16 protein-coding genes and 1 tRNA gene are annotated in these 19,197 nt (G+C 64.0%); 6 read left to right on the top strand and 11 right to left on the bottom strand.

Going from position 1 to position 19,197, the window contains the following annotated elements:
* Positions 1–12 precede the first annotated feature (12 nt).
* From dxs to HAP41_RS34815, 5 genes are all read right to left on the bottom strand, one after another.
* Complete coding sequence (dxs, locus tag HAP41_RS34835) at positions 13–1,941, bottom strand: 1-deoxy-D-xylulose-5-phosphate synthase (protein WP_166088177.1); 1,929 nt, start codon at positions 1,939–1,941, stop codon at positions 13–15.
* Positions 1,942–2,520: 579 nt separating this feature from the next.
* Positions 2,521–2,772, bottom strand: coding sequence for an exodeoxyribonuclease VII small subunit (locus HAP41_RS34830; RefSeq protein WP_008132970.1), 252 nt, complete (start codon positions 2,770–2,772; stop codon positions 2,521–2,523).
* A gap of 68 nt (positions 2,773–2,840) precedes the next feature.
* Entirely contained in the window at positions 2,841–3,770 is a 930-nt protein-coding gene (locus tag HAP41_RS34825; protein ID WP_166088184.1) for a histone deacetylase family protein, read from the bottom strand.
* Between the two features lie 135 nt (positions 3,771–3,905).
* Positions 3,906–5,564 carry a bifunctional metallophosphatase/5'-nucleotidase gene (locus tag HAP41_RS34820; RefSeq protein WP_166088200.1) on the bottom strand — a complete coding sequence of 553 codons (1,659 nt, stop codon included), beginning with the start codon at positions 5,562–5,564 and terminating at the stop codon, positions 3,906–3,908.
* 220 nt (positions 5,565–5,784) lie between these two features.
* A complete protein-coding gene (locus HAP41_RS34815) occupies positions 5,785–6,540 on the bottom strand; it encodes an enoyl-CoA hydratase-related protein (RefSeq protein WP_166088224.1) in 756 nt (251 codons plus the stop codon).
* A gap of 302 nt (positions 6,541–6,842) precedes the next feature.
* Here HAP41_RS34815 and HAP41_RS34810 point away from each other — a divergent pair, with 302 nt between their 5' ends.
* Positions 6,843–8,078, top strand: coding sequence for an MFS transporter (locus HAP41_RS34810; RefSeq protein WP_166088239.1), 1,236 nt, complete (start codon positions 6,843–6,845; stop codon positions 8,076–8,078).
* A 6-nt stretch (positions 8,079–8,084) separates the two neighbouring features.
* Here HAP41_RS34810 and HAP41_RS34805 read toward each other — a convergent pair whose 3' ends face one another.
* The gene (locus tag HAP41_RS34805; RefSeq protein WP_166088246.1) at positions 8,085–9,863 is read right to left on the bottom strand and encodes an acyl-CoA dehydrogenase family protein; all 1,779 of its coding nucleotides are present in this window, start codon (positions 9,861–9,863) and stop codon (positions 8,085–8,087) included.
* 272 nt (positions 9,864–10,135) lie between these two features.
* On the opposite strand from HAP41_RS34805, the gene HAP41_RS34800 reads away from it, so the two are divergent.
* Positions 10,136–10,210: transfer RNA gene (locus tag HAP41_RS34800), tRNA-Gln, on the top strand.
* A gap of 14 nt (positions 10,211–10,224) precedes the next feature.
* Here HAP41_RS34800 and HAP41_RS34795 read toward each other — a convergent pair.
* Positions 10,225–10,656, bottom strand: a complete 432-nt coding sequence (locus HAP41_RS34795) for a hypothetical protein (protein WP_166088257.1) — start codon at positions 10,654–10,656, stop codon at positions 10,225–10,227.
* Between the two features lie 69 nt (positions 10,657–10,725).
* Between HAP41_RS34795 and HAP41_RS34790 the strand changes: the two genes are divergently transcribed.
* The 3 genes from HAP41_RS34790 (at position 10,726) to groL (ending at position 13,191) form a co-directional block, all read left to right on the top strand.
* The gene (locus tag HAP41_RS34790; protein WP_166088265.1) at positions 10,726–10,989 is read left to right on the top strand and encodes a DUF1488 family protein; all 264 of its coding nucleotides are present in this window, start codon (positions 10,726–10,728) and stop codon (positions 10,987–10,989) included.
* 102 nt (positions 10,990–11,091) lie between these two features.
* Positions 11,092–11,409: a co-chaperone GroES gene (locus HAP41_RS34785; protein ID WP_166088289.1), complete on the top strand. Its 318-nt coding sequence runs from the start codon at positions 11,092–11,094 to the stop codon at positions 11,407–11,409.
* Between the two features lie 141 nt (positions 11,410–11,550).
* The gene (gene groL, locus HAP41_RS34780; protein WP_166088295.1) at positions 11,551–13,191 is read left to right on the top strand and encodes a chaperonin GroEL; all 1,641 of its coding nucleotides are present in this window, start codon (positions 11,551–11,553) and stop codon (positions 13,189–13,191) included.
* A gap of 140 nt (positions 13,192–13,331) precedes the next feature.
* Here groL and HAP41_RS34775 read toward each other — a convergent pair whose 3' ends face one another.
* Positions 13,332–14,288: a hypothetical protein gene (locus tag HAP41_RS34775; RefSeq protein ID WP_166088310.1), complete on the bottom strand. Its 957-nt coding sequence runs from the start codon at positions 14,286–14,288 to the stop codon at positions 13,332–13,334.
* A 281-nt stretch (positions 14,289–14,569) separates the two neighbouring features.
* Here HAP41_RS34775 and HAP41_RS34770 point away from each other — a divergent pair, with 281 nt between their 5' ends.
* Positions 14,570–15,037, top strand: a complete 468-nt coding sequence (locus HAP41_RS34770; RefSeq protein WP_166088317.1) for a hypothetical protein — start codon at positions 14,570–14,572, stop codon at positions 15,035–15,037.
* Positions 15,038–15,084: 47 nt separating this feature from the next.
* On the opposite strand, the gene HAP41_RS34765 is transcribed toward HAP41_RS34770, so the two are convergent.
* The 3 genes from HAP41_RS34765 to HAP41_RS34755 form a co-directional block, all read right to left on the bottom strand.
* Positions 15,085–16,107, bottom strand: a complete 1,023-nt coding sequence (locus HAP41_RS34765) for an alpha/beta hydrolase (protein ID WP_166105597.1) — start codon at positions 16,105–16,107, stop codon at positions 15,085–15,087.
* A 235-nt stretch (positions 16,108–16,342) separates the two neighbouring features.
* Positions 16,343–17,593, bottom strand: a complete 1,251-nt coding sequence (locus HAP41_RS34760) for a multidrug effflux MFS transporter (protein WP_166088320.1) — start codon at positions 17,591–17,593, stop codon at positions 16,343–16,345.
* A gap of 85 nt (positions 17,594–17,678) precedes the next feature.
* Positions 17,679–19,025, bottom strand: coding sequence for a glycosyltransferase (locus tag HAP41_RS34755; RefSeq protein ID WP_166088328.1), 1,347 nt, complete (start codon positions 19,023–19,025; stop codon positions 17,679–17,681).
* Positions 19,026–19,197 lie beyond the last annotated feature (172 nt).

The raw sequence follows: 19,197 nt of genomic DNA, 5'->3' as shown, positions 1-19,197 counted from the left end.
TCAAGCTCGCCGTCAGGCGAGCTTGACCGTCTCGGTCTTGACGTCCTTGCCCAGCGCCTCGAACACCTTGGCGACGATGCCCTTGGCGTCGAGACCGGCACGGCCGTACATCGCGGCCGGCGTGTCGTGGTCCTGGAACACGTCGGGCAGCACCATCGAGCGGAACTTGACCATGCCGCCGTCGAGCGCGCCCTGATCGGTCAGGTACTGCGCTACATGCGAGCCGAAGCCGCCGACCGAGCCTTCCTCGATCGTGATCAGGATCTCGTGGTCGCGGGCGAGCTTGAGAACCAGCTCGGTGTCGAGCGGCTTCATGAAGCGCGCATCGGCGATCGAGGTGGAGAGGCCGTGGGCGGCGAGCTCGTCGGCCGCCTTCTCGCATTCGGCGAGGCGCGTACCGAAGGAGAGCAAGGCGATCTTGCTGCCCTGGCGAATCATGCGGCCCTTGCCGACCTCGAGCGGAACGCCGACTTCGGGCATCTCGATGCCGCGGCCTTCGCCGCGCGGATAGCGCAGCGAGCTCGGACGATCGTCGATCGCGACCTGGGTCGCCACCATGTGCACGAGCTCGGCTTCGTCGGCCGCCGCCATGACCACCATGTTCGGCAGGCAGCCGAGATAGGCGTTGTCGAACGAGCCGGCATGCGTCGCGCCGTCGGCGCCGACGAGGCCGGCGCGGTCGATGGCGAAGCGGACGGGCAGGTTCTGGATCGCGACGTCATGCACGATCTGGTCGTAGCCGCGCTGCAGGAAGGTCGAGTAGATCGCGCAGAACGGCTTGTAGCCCTCGCTCGCAAGACCGGCGGCGAACGTCACCGCGTGCTGCTCGGCGATGCCGACGTCGAAGGTGCGGTCCGGGAAGGCCTTGTTGAAGATGTCGACGCCGGTGCCGGACGGCATCGCCGCGGTGATGGCGACGATCTTGTCGTCCTTCTGCGCTTCCTTGACGAGGCTCTGGCCGAACACGTTCTGGTAGGCCGGCGCATTCGGCTTGGCCTTGGCCTGGGTGCCGGTCGCGACGTCGAACTTGACGACCGCGTGGTACTTGTCGGCGGACGCTTCCGCCGGGCCGTAGCCCTTGCCCTTCTGCGTCACGACGTGGACCAGGATCGGGCCGGTCTCCATGTCGCGCACGTTCTTCAGCACGGGCAGCAGATGGTCGAGGTTATGACCATCGATCGGGCCGACGTAATAGAAGCCGAGCTCCTCGAACAGCGTGCCGCCGTCCATCATGAAGCCGCGCGAATATTCCTCGACGCGGTTGGCGCGGTTGGCGATGATCTTGGGCAGGCGCTTGTTGATCTGCTTGGCCGCATCGCGCAGCGTGCGATAGGTCTTGCCGGAGTAGAGGCGCGACAGATAGGCGCTCATGGCGCCGACCGGCGGCGCGATCGACATGTCGTTGTCGTTGAGGATCACGATCAGGCGCGAGTTCATGGCGCCGGCGTTGTTCATGGCTTCATAGGCCATGCCGGCTGACATCGCGCCGTCACCGATGACGGCGATAACGTTGTTCTTGCCGCCGGAAAGGTCGCGCGCGACCGCCATGCCGAGGCCGGCGGAAATCGAGGTCGAGGAATGCGCCGCGCCGAACGGATCGTAATCGCTCTCGCTGCGCTTGGTGAAGCCGGACAGGCCGCCGCCGGTGCGCAGCGTGCGGATGCGGTCGCGCCGGCCGGTGAGGATCTTGTGCGGATAGGCCTGATGGCCGACGTCCCAGATCAGCCGGTCGCGCGGCGTGTCGAAGACATAATGGATCGCGGTGGTGAGCTCGACCACGCCGAGGCCGGCGCCGAAGTGACCGCCGGTCACCGAGACGGCATCGATGGTCTCTTGCCGCAGCTCGTCGGCGACCTGGCGAACCTGCTCGATCTTGAGCTTGCGCAGGTCATCCGGCGTATGGATGGTGTCGAGAAGCGGCGTTTTACTGTATGCGTTCACGGCGATTTCCAATTTGTCAGCGCCGGAAGATCGTTCCGGTGCGCGATGGGTTTGCACAATATCGGCGCAGCGCGAGTCCTTAAACCGTCGGAGCCACCTGCATGGGGCAGGGCCCCGTCTTCAAGCTTAGGTGAGCTCCGGTTCAGTCCCTGTGATCCCTGTCACTTAGATCGGCTTCGTCCGTCCCAGCCAATTTCATTAGCAGTTTGAAGCGCTTGTCGTCGGTAATTTGTGCCCACGCAAGGCTTGCAAAAAGCCACACTCCGCGCAGCTTTACACCAAAGCTTGGGCCAAAGCCAACCCGCAGGGTCGTTTAGGGGTATGCACCTGCAACCCGCGGGCCAGCTTGGTTAATCCTGGCGCCGGCGGATGGGTTCCAGTCTTGCCCGGTTCCTCGCCTGCATTTTGGGCGAGAGGAAGGCCGTTTTGGCCAGATTCGCGAGCCCGAGAGGCCCTGGCCGGGGGAACTCTTCGATGTCAGTGCCTGGCCGCCGAGGGCTGTAAGCCCAAACAGCGGCGTGCGATCATGAAAAACTGCAGATGGCCGATGCTTGAGGCGGGCGGCTTGAAACGGGGACCTTACTGCACGTCGAGCGGTGCGGTGCCGGTGGCCTGGCCGCTGGCATCGGTGGTGATCTTGTCGACGCGTGCCTCGGCTTGGCGCAGCAATTCCTCACAGCGGCGCTTCAGCGCCTCGCCGCGCTCGTAGATCGTCACGGATTCCTCGAGCGGCACCTTGCCGTCCTCGAGCCGCTTCACGATGGTTTCGAGCTCCTCGATGGCGCGCTCGAAGGTGAGCCTGGAGACGTCGACTTGGGTATTTTCGGCCATATCCGTTTCCGATTGCCCGCTTCACGTGAGAAAAAGCGCAGTTTTGCGGGCGTAATGTGGCGGGTGCGTCAAGCGCCCATCAGGGCGCCGACATGCGCCGTAACAGATTCTTTCAATCCTTGCAGGTCATAGCCGCCCTCGAGCACCGAAACAATGCGGCCCCCTGCGGACTTGTCGGCAAGGTCCATCAGCTTGCGCGTGACCCAGGTGTAGTCCTCCGCGCGCAAATTCAGCGAGGCCAGCGGATCGCGGTAATGCGCATCGAAGCCCGCGGAGATGACGAGAAGCTCGGGGCTGAATTTTTCGAGCCGCGGCAGGATCAGATGCTCGAACGCGGCGCGGAATTCGGGTCCGCCGTCTTCGGAAGCGAGCGGCGCATTGACGATGGTGTCGTGGTCGCCGCGCTCGCCCTTCGCGCCGGTGCCCGGAAACAGTGGCATCTGATGCGTCGAGCAGTACATCACGGTCTGATCGGACCAGAAGATGTCCTGCGTGCCGTTGCCGTGATGCACGTCGAAATCGACGATGGCGGCGCGCTGGATGCCGTATTTACGCTGCGCATGACGCGCGGCGATCGCGGCATTGTCGAAGAAGCAGAAGCCCATCGGCTTGCCGATCTCGGCGTGATGTCCGGGCGGGCGCACCGCGACGAAGGCGTTGCGATGCTCGCGATTCATCACCGCTTCGGTCGCAGCCACCGCGCCGCCGACGCCGCGCATCACCGCTTCCCACGTGCCTGGTGACATCGAGGTGTCGCCGTCGATATAGACCTGACCGCTGGTCGGCGCGATGTGGCGCAGCTCGGTGACGTAATGCTCGTTGTGGCACAGCGTCACGAGATCGAGATCGCCTTCCGGTGCCAGGTCGCGCGCCAGGAACTGGAAGCGCTCCTGCGACAGCGCTTCTTCCACCGCCCGCAGGCGGTCGGGCCTTTCAGGGTGTCCCGGCGGCGTGACGTGGTCGAGGCAGGCCTTGTGGGAGAGGAGAAGCGTGCTCATCAGGTCGGCCTCACAGGGAACGGGCTCTTGACGTCGCTTGGCGCATCCCGAGCCAAAACGCAAATGCAAAACGCAATCTAAGCGCTTGGGCGGGGATGGCAAAGGGTGGTTCCGGACAAGTCCGTTTGATCCGGATCAATTCACGCGCAGGATGCGGGTGGGCGGCAGCGGACCGATCGGTCCGTGTGCCCTGAAGAAGGCGAACAGCGCGTCCGCGTCGTAGCCGCCATACTGCTGCGCTGTGCCTTGTTTGGCGGCCGTAAAACCGTCGCCGCCGACGGCGAGGTAATCGTTGACGGTGATGCGGTAGCCGCTTCCAGGCTCGATCGGCTTGCCGTTGAACGTCATCTTCTCAAGGCTGATTCGCTCGCCGAACGGTTTCGTCGCATCCCAGGTGTAGCTGAACCCGTTCGAGACCTGGAGAATCCGCGGGCGCTTCGGATCGAGCCATTGCTGCTCCAGCATGTCCTTGAGCTGGCTGCCCGTGAGCGTCATCGTAACGAGGCGATTGCGGAACGGCTGGCTCGCGAACAGTTCGCCGAACGACACCGCGCCGTTCTCCTTCGGAACAATGTCGGTGCGGATGCCGCCGGGATTGGTGAGCGCGATGACAGCGCTGCCATCCTTGGCGTCCTTCGTCGCGGCGAGCTGCGCGTCCGCGATGACGTCGCCGAGCGCGCTCTCGCCGGCCTCGTTCGGCACGCGCGACAGCGTCTGCGTCACCGATCCGGCCGGGCGATTCGCAATCGGTGCCGACAGCTTGTCATAGGCTTCGATCAACGCGGTCTGTTCGGGATCCTTCGCCAGCGAGGCATTGGCGACGATGACGTTCTCGGCTTTGGCGCTGACGATGTCGCGGGTTGCAGGATCGAGCTTGAGGTCGATCGCGGTGACCAGCGTGCCGTATTTGTCGCCGCTGGTGACGAGCCGCCCGTCGATGTCGCAGACATAGGCGCGGTGGGTGTGGCCGCTGACGACGACGTCGACGGCGCGATCGAATTTCTTGACGATGTCGACGATCGGCCCCGTAATGGCAGGGCATTCATTGTAGTCGCCTGAGGGCTCCCCGCCCTGGTGGATCAGCACCACGATCGCCTCGACGCCGCGCGCCTTCAGCTTCGGCACCAGCGCGTTCACCGTCTCGGCCTCGTCGCGGAATTCGAGCCCGGCAATGCCTGAGGGCGAGACGATGCCCGCGGTCTCCTTCAAGGTCAGTCCGATGAAGGCGACGGGGATGCCCTCGAACTCGCGGATCTCGTACGGAGGCAGCACGCTCTTGCCGGTTGCGGTCTCCACGGTGGAGGCCGCGAGATAATGGAATTTGGCGCCCGTGAAGGGATGCGGCCCCTGGCAGCCGTCGACCGGATGACAGCCGCCGTTCTGCATCCGCAAGAGCTCGGTCTTGCCCTCGTCGAACTCGTGATTGCCGACCGAGGTGATTGCAAGTCCCATCATCGAAAGCGACTCGACCGAGGGCTCGTCGTGAAACATTGCCGACAGGAACGGGCTCGCGCCGATCAGGTCGCCGGCGGCGACGAAGATCGTGTTTGTGTGTCCCTCGCGCAGCTGCTTGACCAGCGTCGCCATATACTCCGCGCCGCCGGCCGCGACCGTCACCTTCTTGCTCTTGTCCTCGGGATCCCCGATCCGGATGCCGCCCGGCGGCGGACGCAGATTGCCGTGGAAATCGTTGATCGCGAGAATGCGCAGTTCGACCGGCGCGGCGGTCTGGGCCGAGGCGGGGAGGGTGGCGAGAGCCAGCGCGAGCGAGGCAAGGATGGATCGGTATTGCATGGAACAAGATTAGTCGTTCCGCGCGAAGATTTCACGAAGCTTTCTTCCTTCTCCCCTTGCGGGAGTGTCGTAGGGTGGGCAAAGCGAAGCGTGCCCACCGCTTCTGTTGCGGTTGTGGATTGATGGTGGGCACGGCGCAAGTGCGCCTTTGCCCACCCTACGGTGCCGGACTCGTTGAGACAGACCCGTCACCCGTCTCGCACTAGGGGAAGAGGGCGCCCTACCTCTTCTTCCGGTTTGCAAACGCCTTGAACGCGGCAATCGCCTCGTCCGACTTCAACCGCTCGCCGAACAGATGGGCCTCCTGGTCGATGCGGCGGGTGAGCTCCTCGGGCGCGGCGCGCAGCAGCTTGCGCGAGGCCGCGACCGCCTCGGCCGGCAGCCGGCAGATATCGCGCGCCACCTTGCGCGCCTCGACCTCGGTATGTCCCGGCGAGACCACGGTGTTGACGAAGCCTGCCGCGTGCGCCTCCGCGGCGGTGAAAGTTCGCCCCATCACCAGCATCGCGAAGGCGCGCTGGTAGCCCATCGTGTTCGGCATCAGGAGGCTGGCCGCGCCGACCGGGACGAGCCCGAGATGGATATAGGGCGCGGAGAAGGTCGCGGCGTTCGAGGCGAGCACATAGTCGCAATGAAACAGCATCACGGTGCCCATGCCGATCGAGGCGCCGTCGACGGCTGCGATGATCGGCTTGACGTTGAGGGCGAGCGAATAGAGAAATTTTGCGCCGTCCGACAGCGTCTCGGAATTCGGTTCGGCCTGCAAGAAGTCGTCGATGTCGTCGCCGGCGGTGAACACGCCGGAGCCGCCGGTGATGATCATGCAGCGGATGTCGGGATTGTTCTGCGCGGTGTCGATCGCGCGGCTCATCTCGCGATACATGTCCTGCGTGATCGCGTTCTTCTTGCTCGGGCGGCGCAGGGTGATGACGCGCGTTCCGCGCTCTTCGGTGACGACGATATTGCCATTCGGCATGAGAGCCCCCTGCGGTCGCCGCGACGCTTGCCTTGGCGAGTCTCGCAAGCCTCAGCCTACATCATCTTGCAGGCGTGCCAATCCGCCCGCTCGACCTTTTCGAGAACGTCCCCGTGAGTCCGCCACATGGCGCGCTGTCGTTTTCCTGATCGGGAACCGCACCGCACCGGATCATGCCGGTTGTATTGCTTCGCACATGCAGTTGCGCATTGCAACAAATGGCTACAATGTTTCATTTGAAAAACCGGGGGTTGTAGGGCACGATTGCCCAATGCCGGTTCCTTTGGCCGATTGTTCGTTTGATGATTGCCGCAACGGGCGTTGACGAATCCTCGCTGCGTTATCGCGGCTGGCGCGTCGTGCTGGCCTGTTTCCTGATGGCCTTCTTCATGTTCGGCTTCGGCCTCTATGGCCAGGGCGTCTATCTCGCCGAGCTCCAGCGCGCCCATGGCTGGCCGGGCACGCTGGTCTCCGCGGCGAGCACCTTCTCGTTTCTCCTCACCTCCGTGCTCGTCATCTTCACCGACGATCTGCTCGCCCGCATCGGGCTGCGCGCGCTGATCCTGAGCGGCCTGTCGGCGCTCGGCGCGTCGACCGTGCTGCTGGCGCTGATGCAGACGACCTGGCAGCTTTATCTCGCCTATGCGCTGATGTCGGTCGGCTGGACCGGCATGGGCACCGTGGTGATCGCCACCGTGCTGAACGCCTGGTTCGAGCGGCGGCGCGGGCTCGCGCTCAGCCTCGCCTTCAACGGCGCGACCTGCGGCGGCATCGTCCTCGTTCCGCTGCTGCTGTCGCTGACCGGCAGCATCGGCTTCCAGTCCGCCATGCTTGCCGCCACGATGGCGATGGTGGTGCTGGTGCTGCCGGTGGTCGTCATCTTCATCGGCTGGCCGACCCAGATGTCGCCGGCATCGGGCGGCCGTTCGTCCGCTGGCATGGCCGCACCGGCCCATTCCCGCAAGACGCTGCTCGCCAACGCGGCGTTCTGGACCATGGTGCTGCCGATCGCGATCGCGCTGCTGGCGCAGATGGGATTCATCATCCACCAGGTGACGTTCCTCGAGCCGCTGATCGGGCGTTATGCCGCAGGCCTTGCGGTCACCATCATGGCGGCGATGGCGGTGGTCGGCCGCCTGTCGCTCGGCCTGTTCGTCGACCGGCTCGATCCGCGGCTCGCCTGCGCGGCGTCGATGACGAGCCAGGCGGCGGCGCTGTTCGTGCTTCTCCAAAGCACGAACCCGACCGTGCTGCTCGTCTGCTGCGCCGTCTACGGCTTCTCGATCGGCAACATGATCACGTTCCCGCCCTTGATCATCCAGCGCGAGATCGGTGCTGCCGCCTTTGCCGCCGCAATGGGATTGGGCACGTCGATCAGCGGCGTCGTCAGCGCCTTTGGCCCCGGCATCATCGGCCTCGTGCGGAGTTTCACCGGCAACTACACGATCGCGTTTGCGATATGTGTGATGCTGGATCTCGTGGCGGCGGGAATCGTGCTGTGGCGGCCGGGGAGAAGGGCGAAGCTCGCAGCTTCGTAGCCACCCTTACCCCAGCAACACCGCATCCGCCGCCGCGACCGACTCCGCGCTCTCCGTCACCGTGCGCTCCAGCGCGCCGGCCTGCACCGTGATGTTCTCGGCGAAGAAGCGCGCGAGCGAGACGTAGCGCGCGGCGTCGGTGTTGCCGTCGGACTTGGCGGCGAGCGCCTCGGAGGCCAGCATGCAACCGCCGAGCGTCGAGCCGAACTGCTGCAGATACGGCGTCGCGCCGGCGAGCGCCTCGTTCGGCGCAGATGCTACGCGTTCAAGCAGCCACTTGCTGGTGCGCGTCAGCGCCTCCAGCGCTTCGCGCAGCTTGATACCTGTGGTGCCGAAAGCGGGATCGTTGGAGGCTTCGACCTGCTTCACGGTGGCCGAGAGCTCGTCGAGCAGCGCCCACACCGCAGCGCCGCCATTGGCCGCGAGCTTGCGGGTGACGAGATCGATCGCCTGGATGCCGTTGGTGCCCTCGTAGATCGCGGTGATGCGCGCATCGCGGTAGTGCTGCGCGGCGCCGGTCTCCTCAATGAAGCCCATGCCGCCGTGCACCTGCACGCCGAGATAGGCGACCTCGTTGCCGATATCGGTGGAATAGCCCTTGGCCATCGGCGTCAGCAGCGCCGCGCGCGCGGCGGCGTCCGCTCGGACCTTCGGATCCCTGGCGCGCGTGGAGACGTCGATCGCGACCGCGGTCGCATAGCAGATGGTGCGTGCGGCCGCGGTCTGCGCCCGCATCCGCATCAGCATGCGCTTGACGTCGGGATGCACGAAGATCGCGTCCGAACCGTCACCCGTCTTGCCGATGGCACGGCCCTGCTTGCGCTCCTGCGCATAGGCCAGCGCTTGCTGGTAAGCGCGATCGGCGACGCCGACGCCCTCCAGCCCGACGCCGAGGCGGGCCTGGTTCATCATCGTGAACATGCAGCGCATGCCCTGGTTCTCTTCGCCGACGAGGAAGCCGATCGCGCCGCCATGATCGCCCATGGTCATGGTACAGGTGGGGGAAGCATGCATGCCGAGCTTGTGCTCGACGCCTGACGCATAGATGTCATTGCGTGCGCCGAGCGAGCCGTCTGCATTGACCATGAACTTCGGCACGAGGAACAGCGAGATCCCCTTGGTGCCGGCGGGCGCATCGGGCAGGCGCGCCAGCACGAAATGCACGATGTTGTCGGTCATGTCGTGCTCGCCATAGGTGATGAAGATCTTCGTCCCCTTGATGCGATAGGTGCCGTCGGCCTGCTTCTCGGCGCGGGTGCGCAGTGCGCCGACGTCGGAGCCGGCCTGCGGCTCGGTGAGCTGCATCGTGCCGGTCCATTCGCCGGAGACGAGCTTTTCCAGATAGATCTTTTTCAGCTCGTCGCTGCCATGCGCATCCAGCGCCTCCATTGCTGACGCCGTGAGCAGCGGGCAGAGGCCGAAGGCGACGTTGGAGGCGCTCCAGATCTCGGTGCAGGCGGCGTTGATCGCGATCGGCAGGCCCTGGCCGCCGAAATCCTCGGGGCCGGAGACCGCGTTCCAGCCGCCCTCGGTCCAGCGCTTGTAGGCGTCCGGCCAGCCCGGCGCAGTCGTGACCTTGCCATCGCTGAGCTTGATGCCGTGCTCGTCGCCGACACGGTTGAGCGGCGCCAGCACGTCGGTTGCGAACTTGCCGGCTTCCTCCAGCACGGCGCTCACGATGTCGCCGTCGAAATCGCCGTAATGGCCGGCCTCCACGGCAGCCTTCAGGCCGGCGCCATGGTTGAGCGACAGCAGCATGTCTGAGATCGGCGCGCGGTAGGTCATGGCTCACTCCCGTGGACAGGTATTGGCGCCGTATTCCCATGAAACGGGGGAGGTCTCAACTGCCCGAACGCCGGGACTGCGCCGGCCCGGAACGGCGCCGCCGCCGGGCCTATAATAATAAAGGGTGGCACGGCCAGCGCCGGCCCCGGTCCTGGACCTCAGGTATTTTGCCCCTCCAGGCGGTTGAAATGCCGCGCCGCTCCCTATAGACCGGCTGCGACCAGCGGGAATCTGCGGTAGCCGGTTCTTCCGCCCGTTCCCTGGTCGCCTGTTGGGGCGTAGCCAAGCGGTAAGGCAGCGGATTTTGATTCCGCCATTCGGAGGTTCGATCCCTCCCGCCCCAGCCAATTGATATTGCTTATCAAATCGACGTCATCGTTGCCCCATTTGGAGAGCGGATGGCGCTGTCCGCTGGAGACGTTGCTGTTTTTGTTCGCCACCATTCACTCAGAACATCTTCCAGAAACTCGAGATCAGTTACCCGGACGGTGTTCGCGAATTTCGCACAACGATCGCGCAGGTCGCTGAAGACAAGCTGACCATTTGTAGGACTGAGCGCAGTACGAGTGACTGTCGTACCTTGTGAAGGGATCGCATCAACTGCCGCCGCGCTGAGCGAGTGAGTCATTTCAGCGGAGCCAACTAGCTGTTGGCTTGAGCCGATAGCGCGGTGAGCCGAGAGGACTACCACTGAAAGTTTATTGCAGCGACGATCAACAGCCCGAAGAAGATCACGAGGCTGGTCGTCACTTAATTTTCGTGGGCAGTTGTAATCCGATTCCAGAGTAGCCATTTACGGTTTAGCGGAGCCGGGTCGCTTTCAGCATCTGTTCCCGTTGTGCGAACTTGATCGGACCCAACCATGATCGAGTTTCCAAATTATAGTCGTTCATATGACCGAACGCGGCACGCCGTGCGTTTTTGGGGATACGATAGCGCGTTAGAGGCATCGTTCTTCATAGAGGAAGACGCGCTGAGGCGACTTCAACCGGACGCTCAACCAAATAATGAATCCGGTTTCCTGAACGCATTCGATTCCAATCGTGATGTGATATGTGCCGCCGCTGCCAGGGTGTACGTCCGCGGCAGCAGGGGGTCTTACGATCTGGTCGCCGCCAATTTTTGAGACGAAGACTCTCGTCTTAATGGGCGCGGAAGACTCCGGTTACGGCACGTAGTGCATTACGACTGCCTATCCAGAATAATTACAAAAGCCAGGGAGGATCGCATGAAATTCCGTCCGCTCCATGACCGCGTCGTGGTCAAGCGCATAGAGGCCGAAGACAAGACAGCCGGTGGCATCATCATTCCGGACACCGCCAAGGAGAAGCCCTCCCAGGGCGAAGTCATCGCCGTCGGCCCCGGTGGCCGCGACGAAGCCGGCAAGCTGATCCCGATCGACCTGAAGGTCGGCGACCGCGTGCTGTTCGGCAAGTGGTCCGGCACTGAAGTCAAGATCGACGGCGTCGACCTGCTGATCATGAAGGAAAGCGACATCATGGGCGTCCTCACGGATCTGCCGGCCACCAAGAAGAAGGCCGCGTAAGCGCCAGCCGGTTTTCCTTACCCTGAGGATTCGGCGTAGCCGGGTTCTCGAAGGATGAGGCCCGCAATTCAAATCTCATCCCTCAAGAGCTCGCCAGTTGCGCGGCCTTTGGGATTTGACCAGTTGAAAACGGAGATCGCCATGTCAGCCAAAGAAGTCAAATTCGGCGTCGATGCCCGCGACCGCATGTTGCGCGGCGTCGAAATTCTCAACAACGCGGTAAAGGTGACGCTCGGTCCGAAGGGCCGCAACGTCGTCCTCGACAAGTCGTTCGGCGCTCCCCGCATCACCAAGGATGGCGTCACCGTCGCCAAGGAGATCGAGCTCGAAGAGAAGTTCGAGAACATGGGCGCACAGATGGTGCGCGAAGTCGCTTCGAAGTCCGCGGACGCGGCCGGCGATGGCACCACCACCGCCACCGTGCTCGCGGCTGCGATCGTGAAGGAAGGCGCCAAGGCGGTTGCCGCCGGCATGAACCCGATGGACCTCAAGCGCGGCATCGACTTGGCAGTGGACGCCGTCGTCGCCGACCTCGTCAAGAACTCCAAGAAGGTCACCTCGAACGAGGAGATCGCCCAGGTCGGCACCATCTCAGCTAACGGCGATGCGGAGATTGGCAAGTTCCTCTCCGACGCCATGAAGAAGGTCGGCAACGAGGGCGTCATTACGGTTGAAGAAGCCAAATCGCTCGAGACCGAGCTCGAAGTCGTCGAAGGCATGCAGTTCGACCGCGGCTACATCTCGCCCTACTTCGTCACCAACGCCGACAAGATGCGCGTTGAAATGGACGACGCCTATATCCTGATCTACGAGAAAAAGCTCTCCAGCCTGAACGAACTGCTACCGCTCCTGGAAGCAGTCGTACAGAGCGGCAAGCCGCTCGTTATCATCGCCGAAGACGTGGAAGGCGAGGCGCTCGCCACCCTCGTCGTCAACCGTCTGCGCGGTGGCCTGAAGGTCGCGGCCGTCAAGGCTCCGGGCTTCGGCGATCGCCGCAAGGCCATGCTGCAGGACATCGCGATCCTGGCCGGCGGCCAGGCGATCTCGGAAGATCTCGGCATCAAGCTCGAGAACGTCACGCTCAACATGCTCGGTCGCGCCAAGAAGGTGATGATCGACAAGGAGAACACAACGATCGTCAACGGCGCCGGCAAGAAGGCCGACATCGAGGCGCGCGTGGCCCAGATCAAGGCGCAGATCGAGGAGACCACCTCGGACTACGACCGTGAGAAGCTCCAGGAGCGTCTCGCCAAGCTCGCAGGCGGCGTCGCGGTGATCCGCGTCGGCGGCGCGACCGAGGTCGAGGTGAAGGAGCGCAAGGATCGCGTTGATGACGCGATGCATGCGACCCGCGCGGCGGTCGAGGAAGGCATCGTCCCGGGCGGCGGCGTCGCCCTGCTCCGTGCCTCCGAGCATCTCAAGGGGCTGCGCACCAAGAACGACGACCAGAAGACCGGCGTCGAGATTGTGCGCAAGGCGCTGTCCGCGCCGGCTCGCCAGATCGCGATCAACGCCGGTGAAGACGGCTCGGTGATCGTCGGCAAGATCCTGGAAAAGGAACAGTACGCCTACGGCTTCGACTCACAGACGGGTGAGTACGGCAACTTGGTCGCCAAAGGCATCATCGACCCGACCAAGGTGGTTCGCGTGGCGATCCAGAACGCGGCCTCGGTCGCGGCTCTCCTGATCACCACCGAAGCCATGGTGGCCGAGGTGCCGAAGAGGAACGCCGGCGGCGGCGCGGCTGCGGGTGGCGGTGGCATGGGCGGTATGGATTTCTAGGTCAACCCGCTCATGGCCGAACGGAGACAAGGGAAGGGATGGCCGATTCCTTGCTTCATTTGGAAATGGCGCAGTCCGCTGCCTGTCGAAGAGAGATCAGGCAGCGACGGCGGCACGGTGAGGTCGTTGGCGATTGACGATCAACTCGGCGGTCGCGGCTTGCTGCTGTCTGATGATGGGACCGCTGAGGCTTGCCGTTCCTTCGCTTCGTAATATTCGGCCGAGAACTTGATGGACCATCGCGCGAAGAACGAACGCAATTCCTGAGTGGGCTTCTCGACGCCCAAATGCTCTGCGACATGCGCCTCGCGCAACCATCGCACCGCCGATGTGAGGCCGGCGATGCGCTCGAGTCTCTCAACCGCCGCGGTCCCGGCGATCTCTGCCTGCCGATAGCGAAGGCCGACCTTTCTGATCACATGCACGCGCTTGATGACGTCGTAGCCCTTGAAGACGAGCTGAACGAGTGGATGCTTTCTGGCCTGCGGCCAGGCTGCCGGATAGACCGGTAGCACCAGAAGCTTGCTCTTCGCGATGACCGTTGCGAGCGGATGCAGGAGTTGCATCCAGGCTGGCCAGGATGTGACCTTGGCAAACAATACCGCGTGCATCGCCGTTGCCGCACCGAAAGAGATCGGCAGCCAAAGGACCGCGCACAGGATCACGAGCAATGCGGCGTTCGGCGTGAGATGCCGGCATGTTCTGAACACCCATGCCATGCCGCCTTCAAAGGCATCATGCACAGCGTGTTCGAACGCCCGATAGCTGATCTTCCGCCGGAACCACAACCAGTTTCGGCGAATCGATCTACCCCACTGTCGACGCTTCGCCGCGGACAGGGGAAGGAAGCGCACCGCGCCATCGATGACAGTCACGATGACATCGCCGACAAGTCTGGCCGCGAAGAGCGGCAGCCAGACAATCTGCATTGCAAAGGGGAAGGCGTAGTCGAGCATCCGCATCAAGATCGCAAGAACGAAACGCAGGATCTTGTTCGTGACGAGCGCGACAACAACAAGTGGGATGATCATCACATCGTCGAGCGCACCGCGAAAGCGGCTTTCCTCGGTCCATGCCGGGTGACGACCATCGGTCACGGTGCACCGTCCGGGCTGAGTGCCGGCTCAGACTAGCACATTGCGCGCTTGAGGGGGGGCCTCAGGTGCCGGTCGTCAGGCGACAGCGAGCACTCCGCATAAGGGCCGGTTCGCATGACCCGTGTTAACCCTGTCTCTGATCTTGTCCGGTCGCCGCGCCGGCTGGTTTAGTTCTGCCGCCAAGCCGCCTTATTGGATGTCTGCAATTGGTCTCCGATTTTCGGGAGCTTATTTTCGGCAGGCTTTGAACGAGGCGTCTCGTTCGGGAAGCGTGAAATCAGATGAAGGCGGCTCTCATCCTCGCTGGCTTCAGTACACTCGCGGTGATGGAGCTTGAGACGGCGCCGCGCATGACCAAGCCCGTGAACGCGCCGTCTGTTCAGGCGACCGTCGGGTTACGCGTCTCAGCCGATACGCTGACGACGGCAGACCGGCTCGGGACCCCGCACATGCACATGCAACTTGAAGCGCCTCCGCAGCCGGTCTCCCTGAGCGAACCGATGCCTCCGCCGGATCAAACGGCGAATGTTGCGCCAGAGCCTTTGAAGATCATCGCGCCACACCAGCGCACCGCAAGCGGGAGAAAATTCGCGGTCATGCTGCCCAGACCTCGGCCCGTGCAGGAAACGTCCAAGGCATTTGCGAATGCCAGGCGCGCCAAGCCAGTCGCGGAGGTCAAGCCCTGCCGGTCAGGTGTCTTCGATGGCCTGTTCAAGGCATTGAACCTGTCAACGGGATGTCAGAGCTAGCCCCAAGATACCTCTCTATCAGCGATATCGTTTCCGCGACGCCGGGTTCACGCGGCCACGGTATCAATCGAGCGGCGGATCACCTGGCGCACCTCCGCATTCGACAGGAACAGGTCGTGGTTGATAACGCCCCAGCCTGCCTCGGACGCATCGACCACGCGCACCCCGAGCCCTTCGATGGCGGTCTTCTCGGCAGCGCCGACCCGTGTCATCCCACCGGCGATTTGCCCCGACAACGCCAGCGCGCGGTCGTTCGTTGCGGCGATGACGGTGATCTTGCGCGAAAGCGGACCGATGCGGTTGATCGACGACGAGAACACGTCCATGTCGATGTCCGGCGCAGCGAACACCACGGCCCCGATCTTGCCCGCAACGGCGTCACCGGATCGCGCATAGAGCTGGCGCAGGCTTTCGAGCGTCAACATGGTTCCCATGCTGTGCGCGACGATGTGGACGCGGCCGGCGCTTGAACTCGTCACGACAGATTGCAGCACGCGTTCGAAGCCATCGCGGGACCACATTGCGCTGTCGCGGTCATAGGCGTAGTCGAACAGTCCAGCCTTCGAGGGCCAGGAGAATACCATCGTCTGACCGCGGAACCTGATGCCATCGGAGAGATGCGCGGCATCGAGCGCCGCCGTCTCGAACGTCTGCTTGAAGCCGTGCACGTAGATCAGGACGTCTGGTCCGCCGCCGGCCTGCGCGACAAGACTGCCGACATCGCCCGATACCGGCTCGACCCCATCAAGACGCCAATCGTCAAGTCCCGCTGCAGCCAGAGAAAAACGGCTGTCACCAGGCGCCACAAGCTTCGCTCGTGCGACGGTCATCGTAGAAGCCCGCTCCGGCCCGAACCACGGCTTCGACCGGCCGCCGTTCACTGGCTTGCGCGTGGTTACGACGAGCAACGTAGGGTCGACCGAGAGCGATGAAGCGTCGTAGCGTGCGCCGGTAGCACCCAGGCTGGCGCATCCGCCCAGCGCGACAACGCAGGCTGAGGACGCAAGCCCGCCAAGGAGCGCACGGCGGGACGCAATCACTTCGTGTTGCACTAAACGTCGGATGATCACGCAGAACCTTTGGGAACTGCCCCCTGGAGGAGCCCGCCCCCTGCGCGCGTTCCTGAAGGATGATGGCGGCGAGAATAAGGGCGGGGCGCCCCACGCCGCTTGTTCCAAATGCGGATTGAAATCGTCGAACAATCAAACAGGTTTTGGTTCCGCCATGCGGAGGTTCGATCCCTCACTGGCCTAGTCAGGTCGCAACCCGACGGATGCGCCGGGCTGCCAGCCGGATCCGGCGAACTCAGGACTTCGTGGGGCTTCGGACCGCCACGCCGGGATCGATCGTCTGCGACGGAAGGCGACGTTCGGCGGGGCGCGCGACCAGCAGATAGAGAACCAGAGCGAGCAGCGAGGTTGCCGCCATCACCGCGGTCATCGACAACGCGGTCCGTCCGTCGAAGCGAAGTGCGACCAGCCCGCTCGATATTGCGCCGGCGGTGAGCTGAATGCTTCCGGCGGCGGCGCTGACGGCGCCCGCGATCTCCGGGAGACGCTGCATCGTCGCGCTCATCACGTTCGGCACGCTGAACCCGAAGCCGAGTGCGACCGCCATCAGCAGCGCAACCACGAGTGACGTGGGCATCCACCCGGCCAACGTCATCGCGAGCAGGGCGGTGCTGGCGGCGGCCGACAGCGTCAGCCCGGTTGCGAGCATGCGGGCGGACTCTACGCCGCGCCGGCCGAGCTGGCCGTCGAGAAAGGCGCCGACCATGACGGCCCCCGAGCATGCGCTGAAGATCAGGCCATATTGCTCCGGGCGCAGTCCGATGGCGCCGACGAAGAACAGCGAGGCGCCGGTGACGTAGGCAAACACGGTCGCGCCGCCCGCGGCGCCGACCAGGATGAAAGGCAACGACACCGGATGCGTCAGCACCTGGCGGTAGCTGTCGATGACAGCAGAAAGCCCCAGGCGGCCGGCGCGGTCGGTCGTCGCAGTCTCCGCGAAGCGAAACATCACCACGACCAGCAGCATGAGACCGATCCCCGCCTGGGCGGCATAGATCGATCGCCAGCCGGCGATCGCCAGCAGGGCGGCGCCGGCCGTCGGTGCGATCACGGTCGCGACATTGACCGTGACCATGACGTTGGCGATCTTGCCTCGCGCGGCGTTGCCGTCGAAGAGATCGCGAATGATGGCAAAGGTCGTTGCGGTGGCGGCGGCGCCGATGCCCTGGACGAAGCGGCCCAGCAACAGAACCGGCAGCGAGGACGCTTTCGCGCAGGCAAGGCTTGCTGCGACGAACAGTACGAGGCCGAATGCCAGAATCGGCTTGCGGCCCAGGCGGTCGGAGATTGGTCCGTAGATCAGCGGCGCGGTGGCGAGGCTGAGCATGAAGGCGCTCATGGTCAGCCCGACATCCGACGCGCTCGCGTCGAGCGTCGCGCCGGTCGCTGCCAGCGCCGGCAGATTGATGTCGATGCCGGAATAGGGCACGGCCGCCAGAAAACCGAGCAGCAACGTGAAGGCGAAGGATGCGGGGTCGATTTGCATGGACGGTTATCCGGTTCCGGCTTGTTCGATGTGCATGAGGTGATGGAGGTGCGGTCGCCCGCCCTCCATCGCCGCGTTCGGGCGATTACGCGCGCCGTTCGGCGCGCCGCCCCCGGCTTGCCACCATCGCGCCGGTGCGCGAGCTCTCGTCGGCCACGAGCCCGCCGATGACCCGGAGGACTTCGGCCCGCGTGTCGATCCCGGCGAATTCGTCCGCGATCTGCGATGCACGCGACTGGAAGCGGGGTTGATCGAGCACCGTCCGCACCGCGTCGCGCAATGCCTTCGGTGTCGGCTCGTTGGTCGCGAGGTTGATGCCGACCCCGGACCATGCGACCCGCGCGTTGACGTCGGCCTTGTCTTCGGTCAGCCCCGCGGTGACTAGCGGGATGCCGAAGCTCATGGCCTGGTTGACGCTGCCATAGCCGCCATCGGTGACGAGCACGTCGACGTTCGGCAGCAGCCATTCGAACGGCAGATAGCTGGCGATGCGCGCGTTCGACGGGATCTTGCCGGGGATGGCGTCAATCGGGCGGCCGCCTGCCGTCACGATCACCAGGATGTCTTCCTCGTCCGCGAGGGCCGCCAGCGTCGGGGCAACCAGCAGATTGAAATTGTGATTGGCCACCGTTCCCTGCGTCACCAGAACGATCTTGCGCGATCCGTCGAGCTCTTCGGCCCAGGACGGCGGCGGAACCTGGTTGGCGATGATCGGCGGAGTGCCGACGAAATGCACTGAGGGCGGAATCTCGCGAGGAAATTCGAAGCTTGGCACCGACAATTGCAGATAGGCATCCCCGAGAGCGACCACGGAATGGAACAGCGGCATCGCGATCGGCCCGACCCCGAGAGACTTCAACGCCCGGTTCAGGCGCATCGACACCGGCTGATCGACTGCCGCATCAAATTCCCGCGCCATGGCCGCATAGCGATCGCGCTCCTCGTCGCTCTTTGCCGGCGGCAGACCGAGGAAATTGGGCCCGCCGTCCTCGCGCGCCCAATGCAGAAACGAGGTCCCGCAGAGCGCGATGGGAGGCCGCTGCGAGCGCGGTCCGAGCAGCATCGGCAGCACACCGAACAGCATGTCGTCGGCGACAATGATGTCGGCGGGGAATTGCCGCAGGATTTGCAGCAGCCCCTGGTGCTGAGCCGGAATGGCGTCGACGAAGATGCGCTCGCAAGCAACACGGAACCACTCCAGTCCCGGCGGAATGGTCTTGAGTTCGGGGAATCGCGAGAAGACGTCGTTCGGATCGAAGTCCGCGTCCTCGGGAAGGGGAAAGAACTTCACGCCGCTGGCTTCGACGCGGGCACGAAAGGCGGTGCCCGTCAGGAAAGCGATCTCGTGACCATCGCCACGCAGGATTTGCGTGATCGCCAGCATCGGATTGAGATGACCCGTCGCAGGTGTCGAAGCGATAAGAATCTTCATGTGAGTTGACCTCTTGATGATCGATGCACGGTCGCCCCAGAGCGTCGGTCGAGTGAGAGGCAATTGAAGCGATCGCCGTTACGCCAAGACTTCCGGCGGCAGCGAAAATGGTTACGGCGGCAACGCATCGTGGCGCTGCCAAGGCCGGGCAAAAAGGCCGGTGCAAAAACCG

The sequence above is a fragment of the Bradyrhizobium barranii subsp. apii genome (assembly GCF_011516635.5).
Taxonomy (GTDB): Bacteria; Pseudomonadota; Alphaproteobacteria; order Rhizobiales; family Xanthobacteraceae; genus Bradyrhizobium; species Bradyrhizobium barranii.
Note: the sequence above shows the minus strand (reverse complement) of the source record. Positions and strands in the feature narration are given on the sequence as shown.

Excerpts from the sequence above, each read along its gene's own strand:
- HAP41_RS34830 (WP_008132970.1), bottom strand. The coding sequence starts at position 2,772 with ATGGCCGAAAATACCCAAGTCGACGTCTCCAGGCTCACCTTCGAGCGC.
- HAP41_RS34825 (WP_166088184.1), bottom strand. The coding sequence starts at position 3,770 with ATGAGCACGCTTCTCCTCTCCCACAAGGCCTGCCTCGACCACGTCACG.
- HAP41_RS34820 (WP_166088200.1), bottom strand. The coding sequence starts at position 5,564 with ATGCAATACCGATCCATCCTTGCCTCGCTCGCGCTGGCTCTCGCCACC.
- HAP41_RS34815 (WP_166088224.1), bottom strand. The coding sequence starts at position 6,540 with ATGCCGAATGGCAATATCGTCGTCACCGAAGAGCGCGGAACGCGCGTC.
- HAP41_RS34810 (WP_166088239.1), top strand. The coding sequence starts at position 6,843 with ATGATTGCCGCAACGGGCGTTGACGAATCCTCGCTGCGTTATCGCGGC.
- HAP41_RS34805 (WP_166088246.1), bottom strand. The coding sequence starts at position 9,863 with ATGACCTACCGCGCGCCGATCTCAGACATGCTGCTGTCGCTCAACCAT.
- HAP41_RS34795 (WP_166088257.1), bottom strand. The coding sequence starts at position 10,656 with ATGGCTACTCTGGAATCGGATTACAACTGCCCACGAAAATTAAGTGAC.
- HAP41_RS34790 (WP_166088265.1), top strand. The coding sequence starts at position 10,726 with ATGATCGAGTTTCCAAATTATAGTCGTTCATATGACCGAACGCGGCAC.
- HAP41_RS34785 (WP_166088289.1), top strand. The coding sequence starts at position 11,092 with ATGAAATTCCGTCCGCTCCATGACCGCGTCGTGGTCAAGCGCATAGAG.
- groL (WP_166088295.1), top strand. The coding sequence starts at position 11,551 with ATGTCAGCCAAAGAAGTCAAATTCGGCGTCGATGCCCGCGACCGCATG.
- HAP41_RS34770 (WP_166088317.1), top strand. The coding sequence starts at position 14,570 with ATGAAGGCGGCTCTCATCCTCGCTGGCTTCAGTACACTCGCGGTGATG.
- HAP41_RS34760 (WP_166088320.1), bottom strand. The coding sequence starts at position 17,593 with ATGCAAATCGACCCCGCATCCTTCGCCTTCACGTTGCTGCTCGGTTTT.
- HAP41_RS34755 (WP_166088328.1), bottom strand. The coding sequence starts at position 19,025 with ATGAAGATTCTTATCGCTTCGACACCTGCGACGGGTCATCTCAATCCG.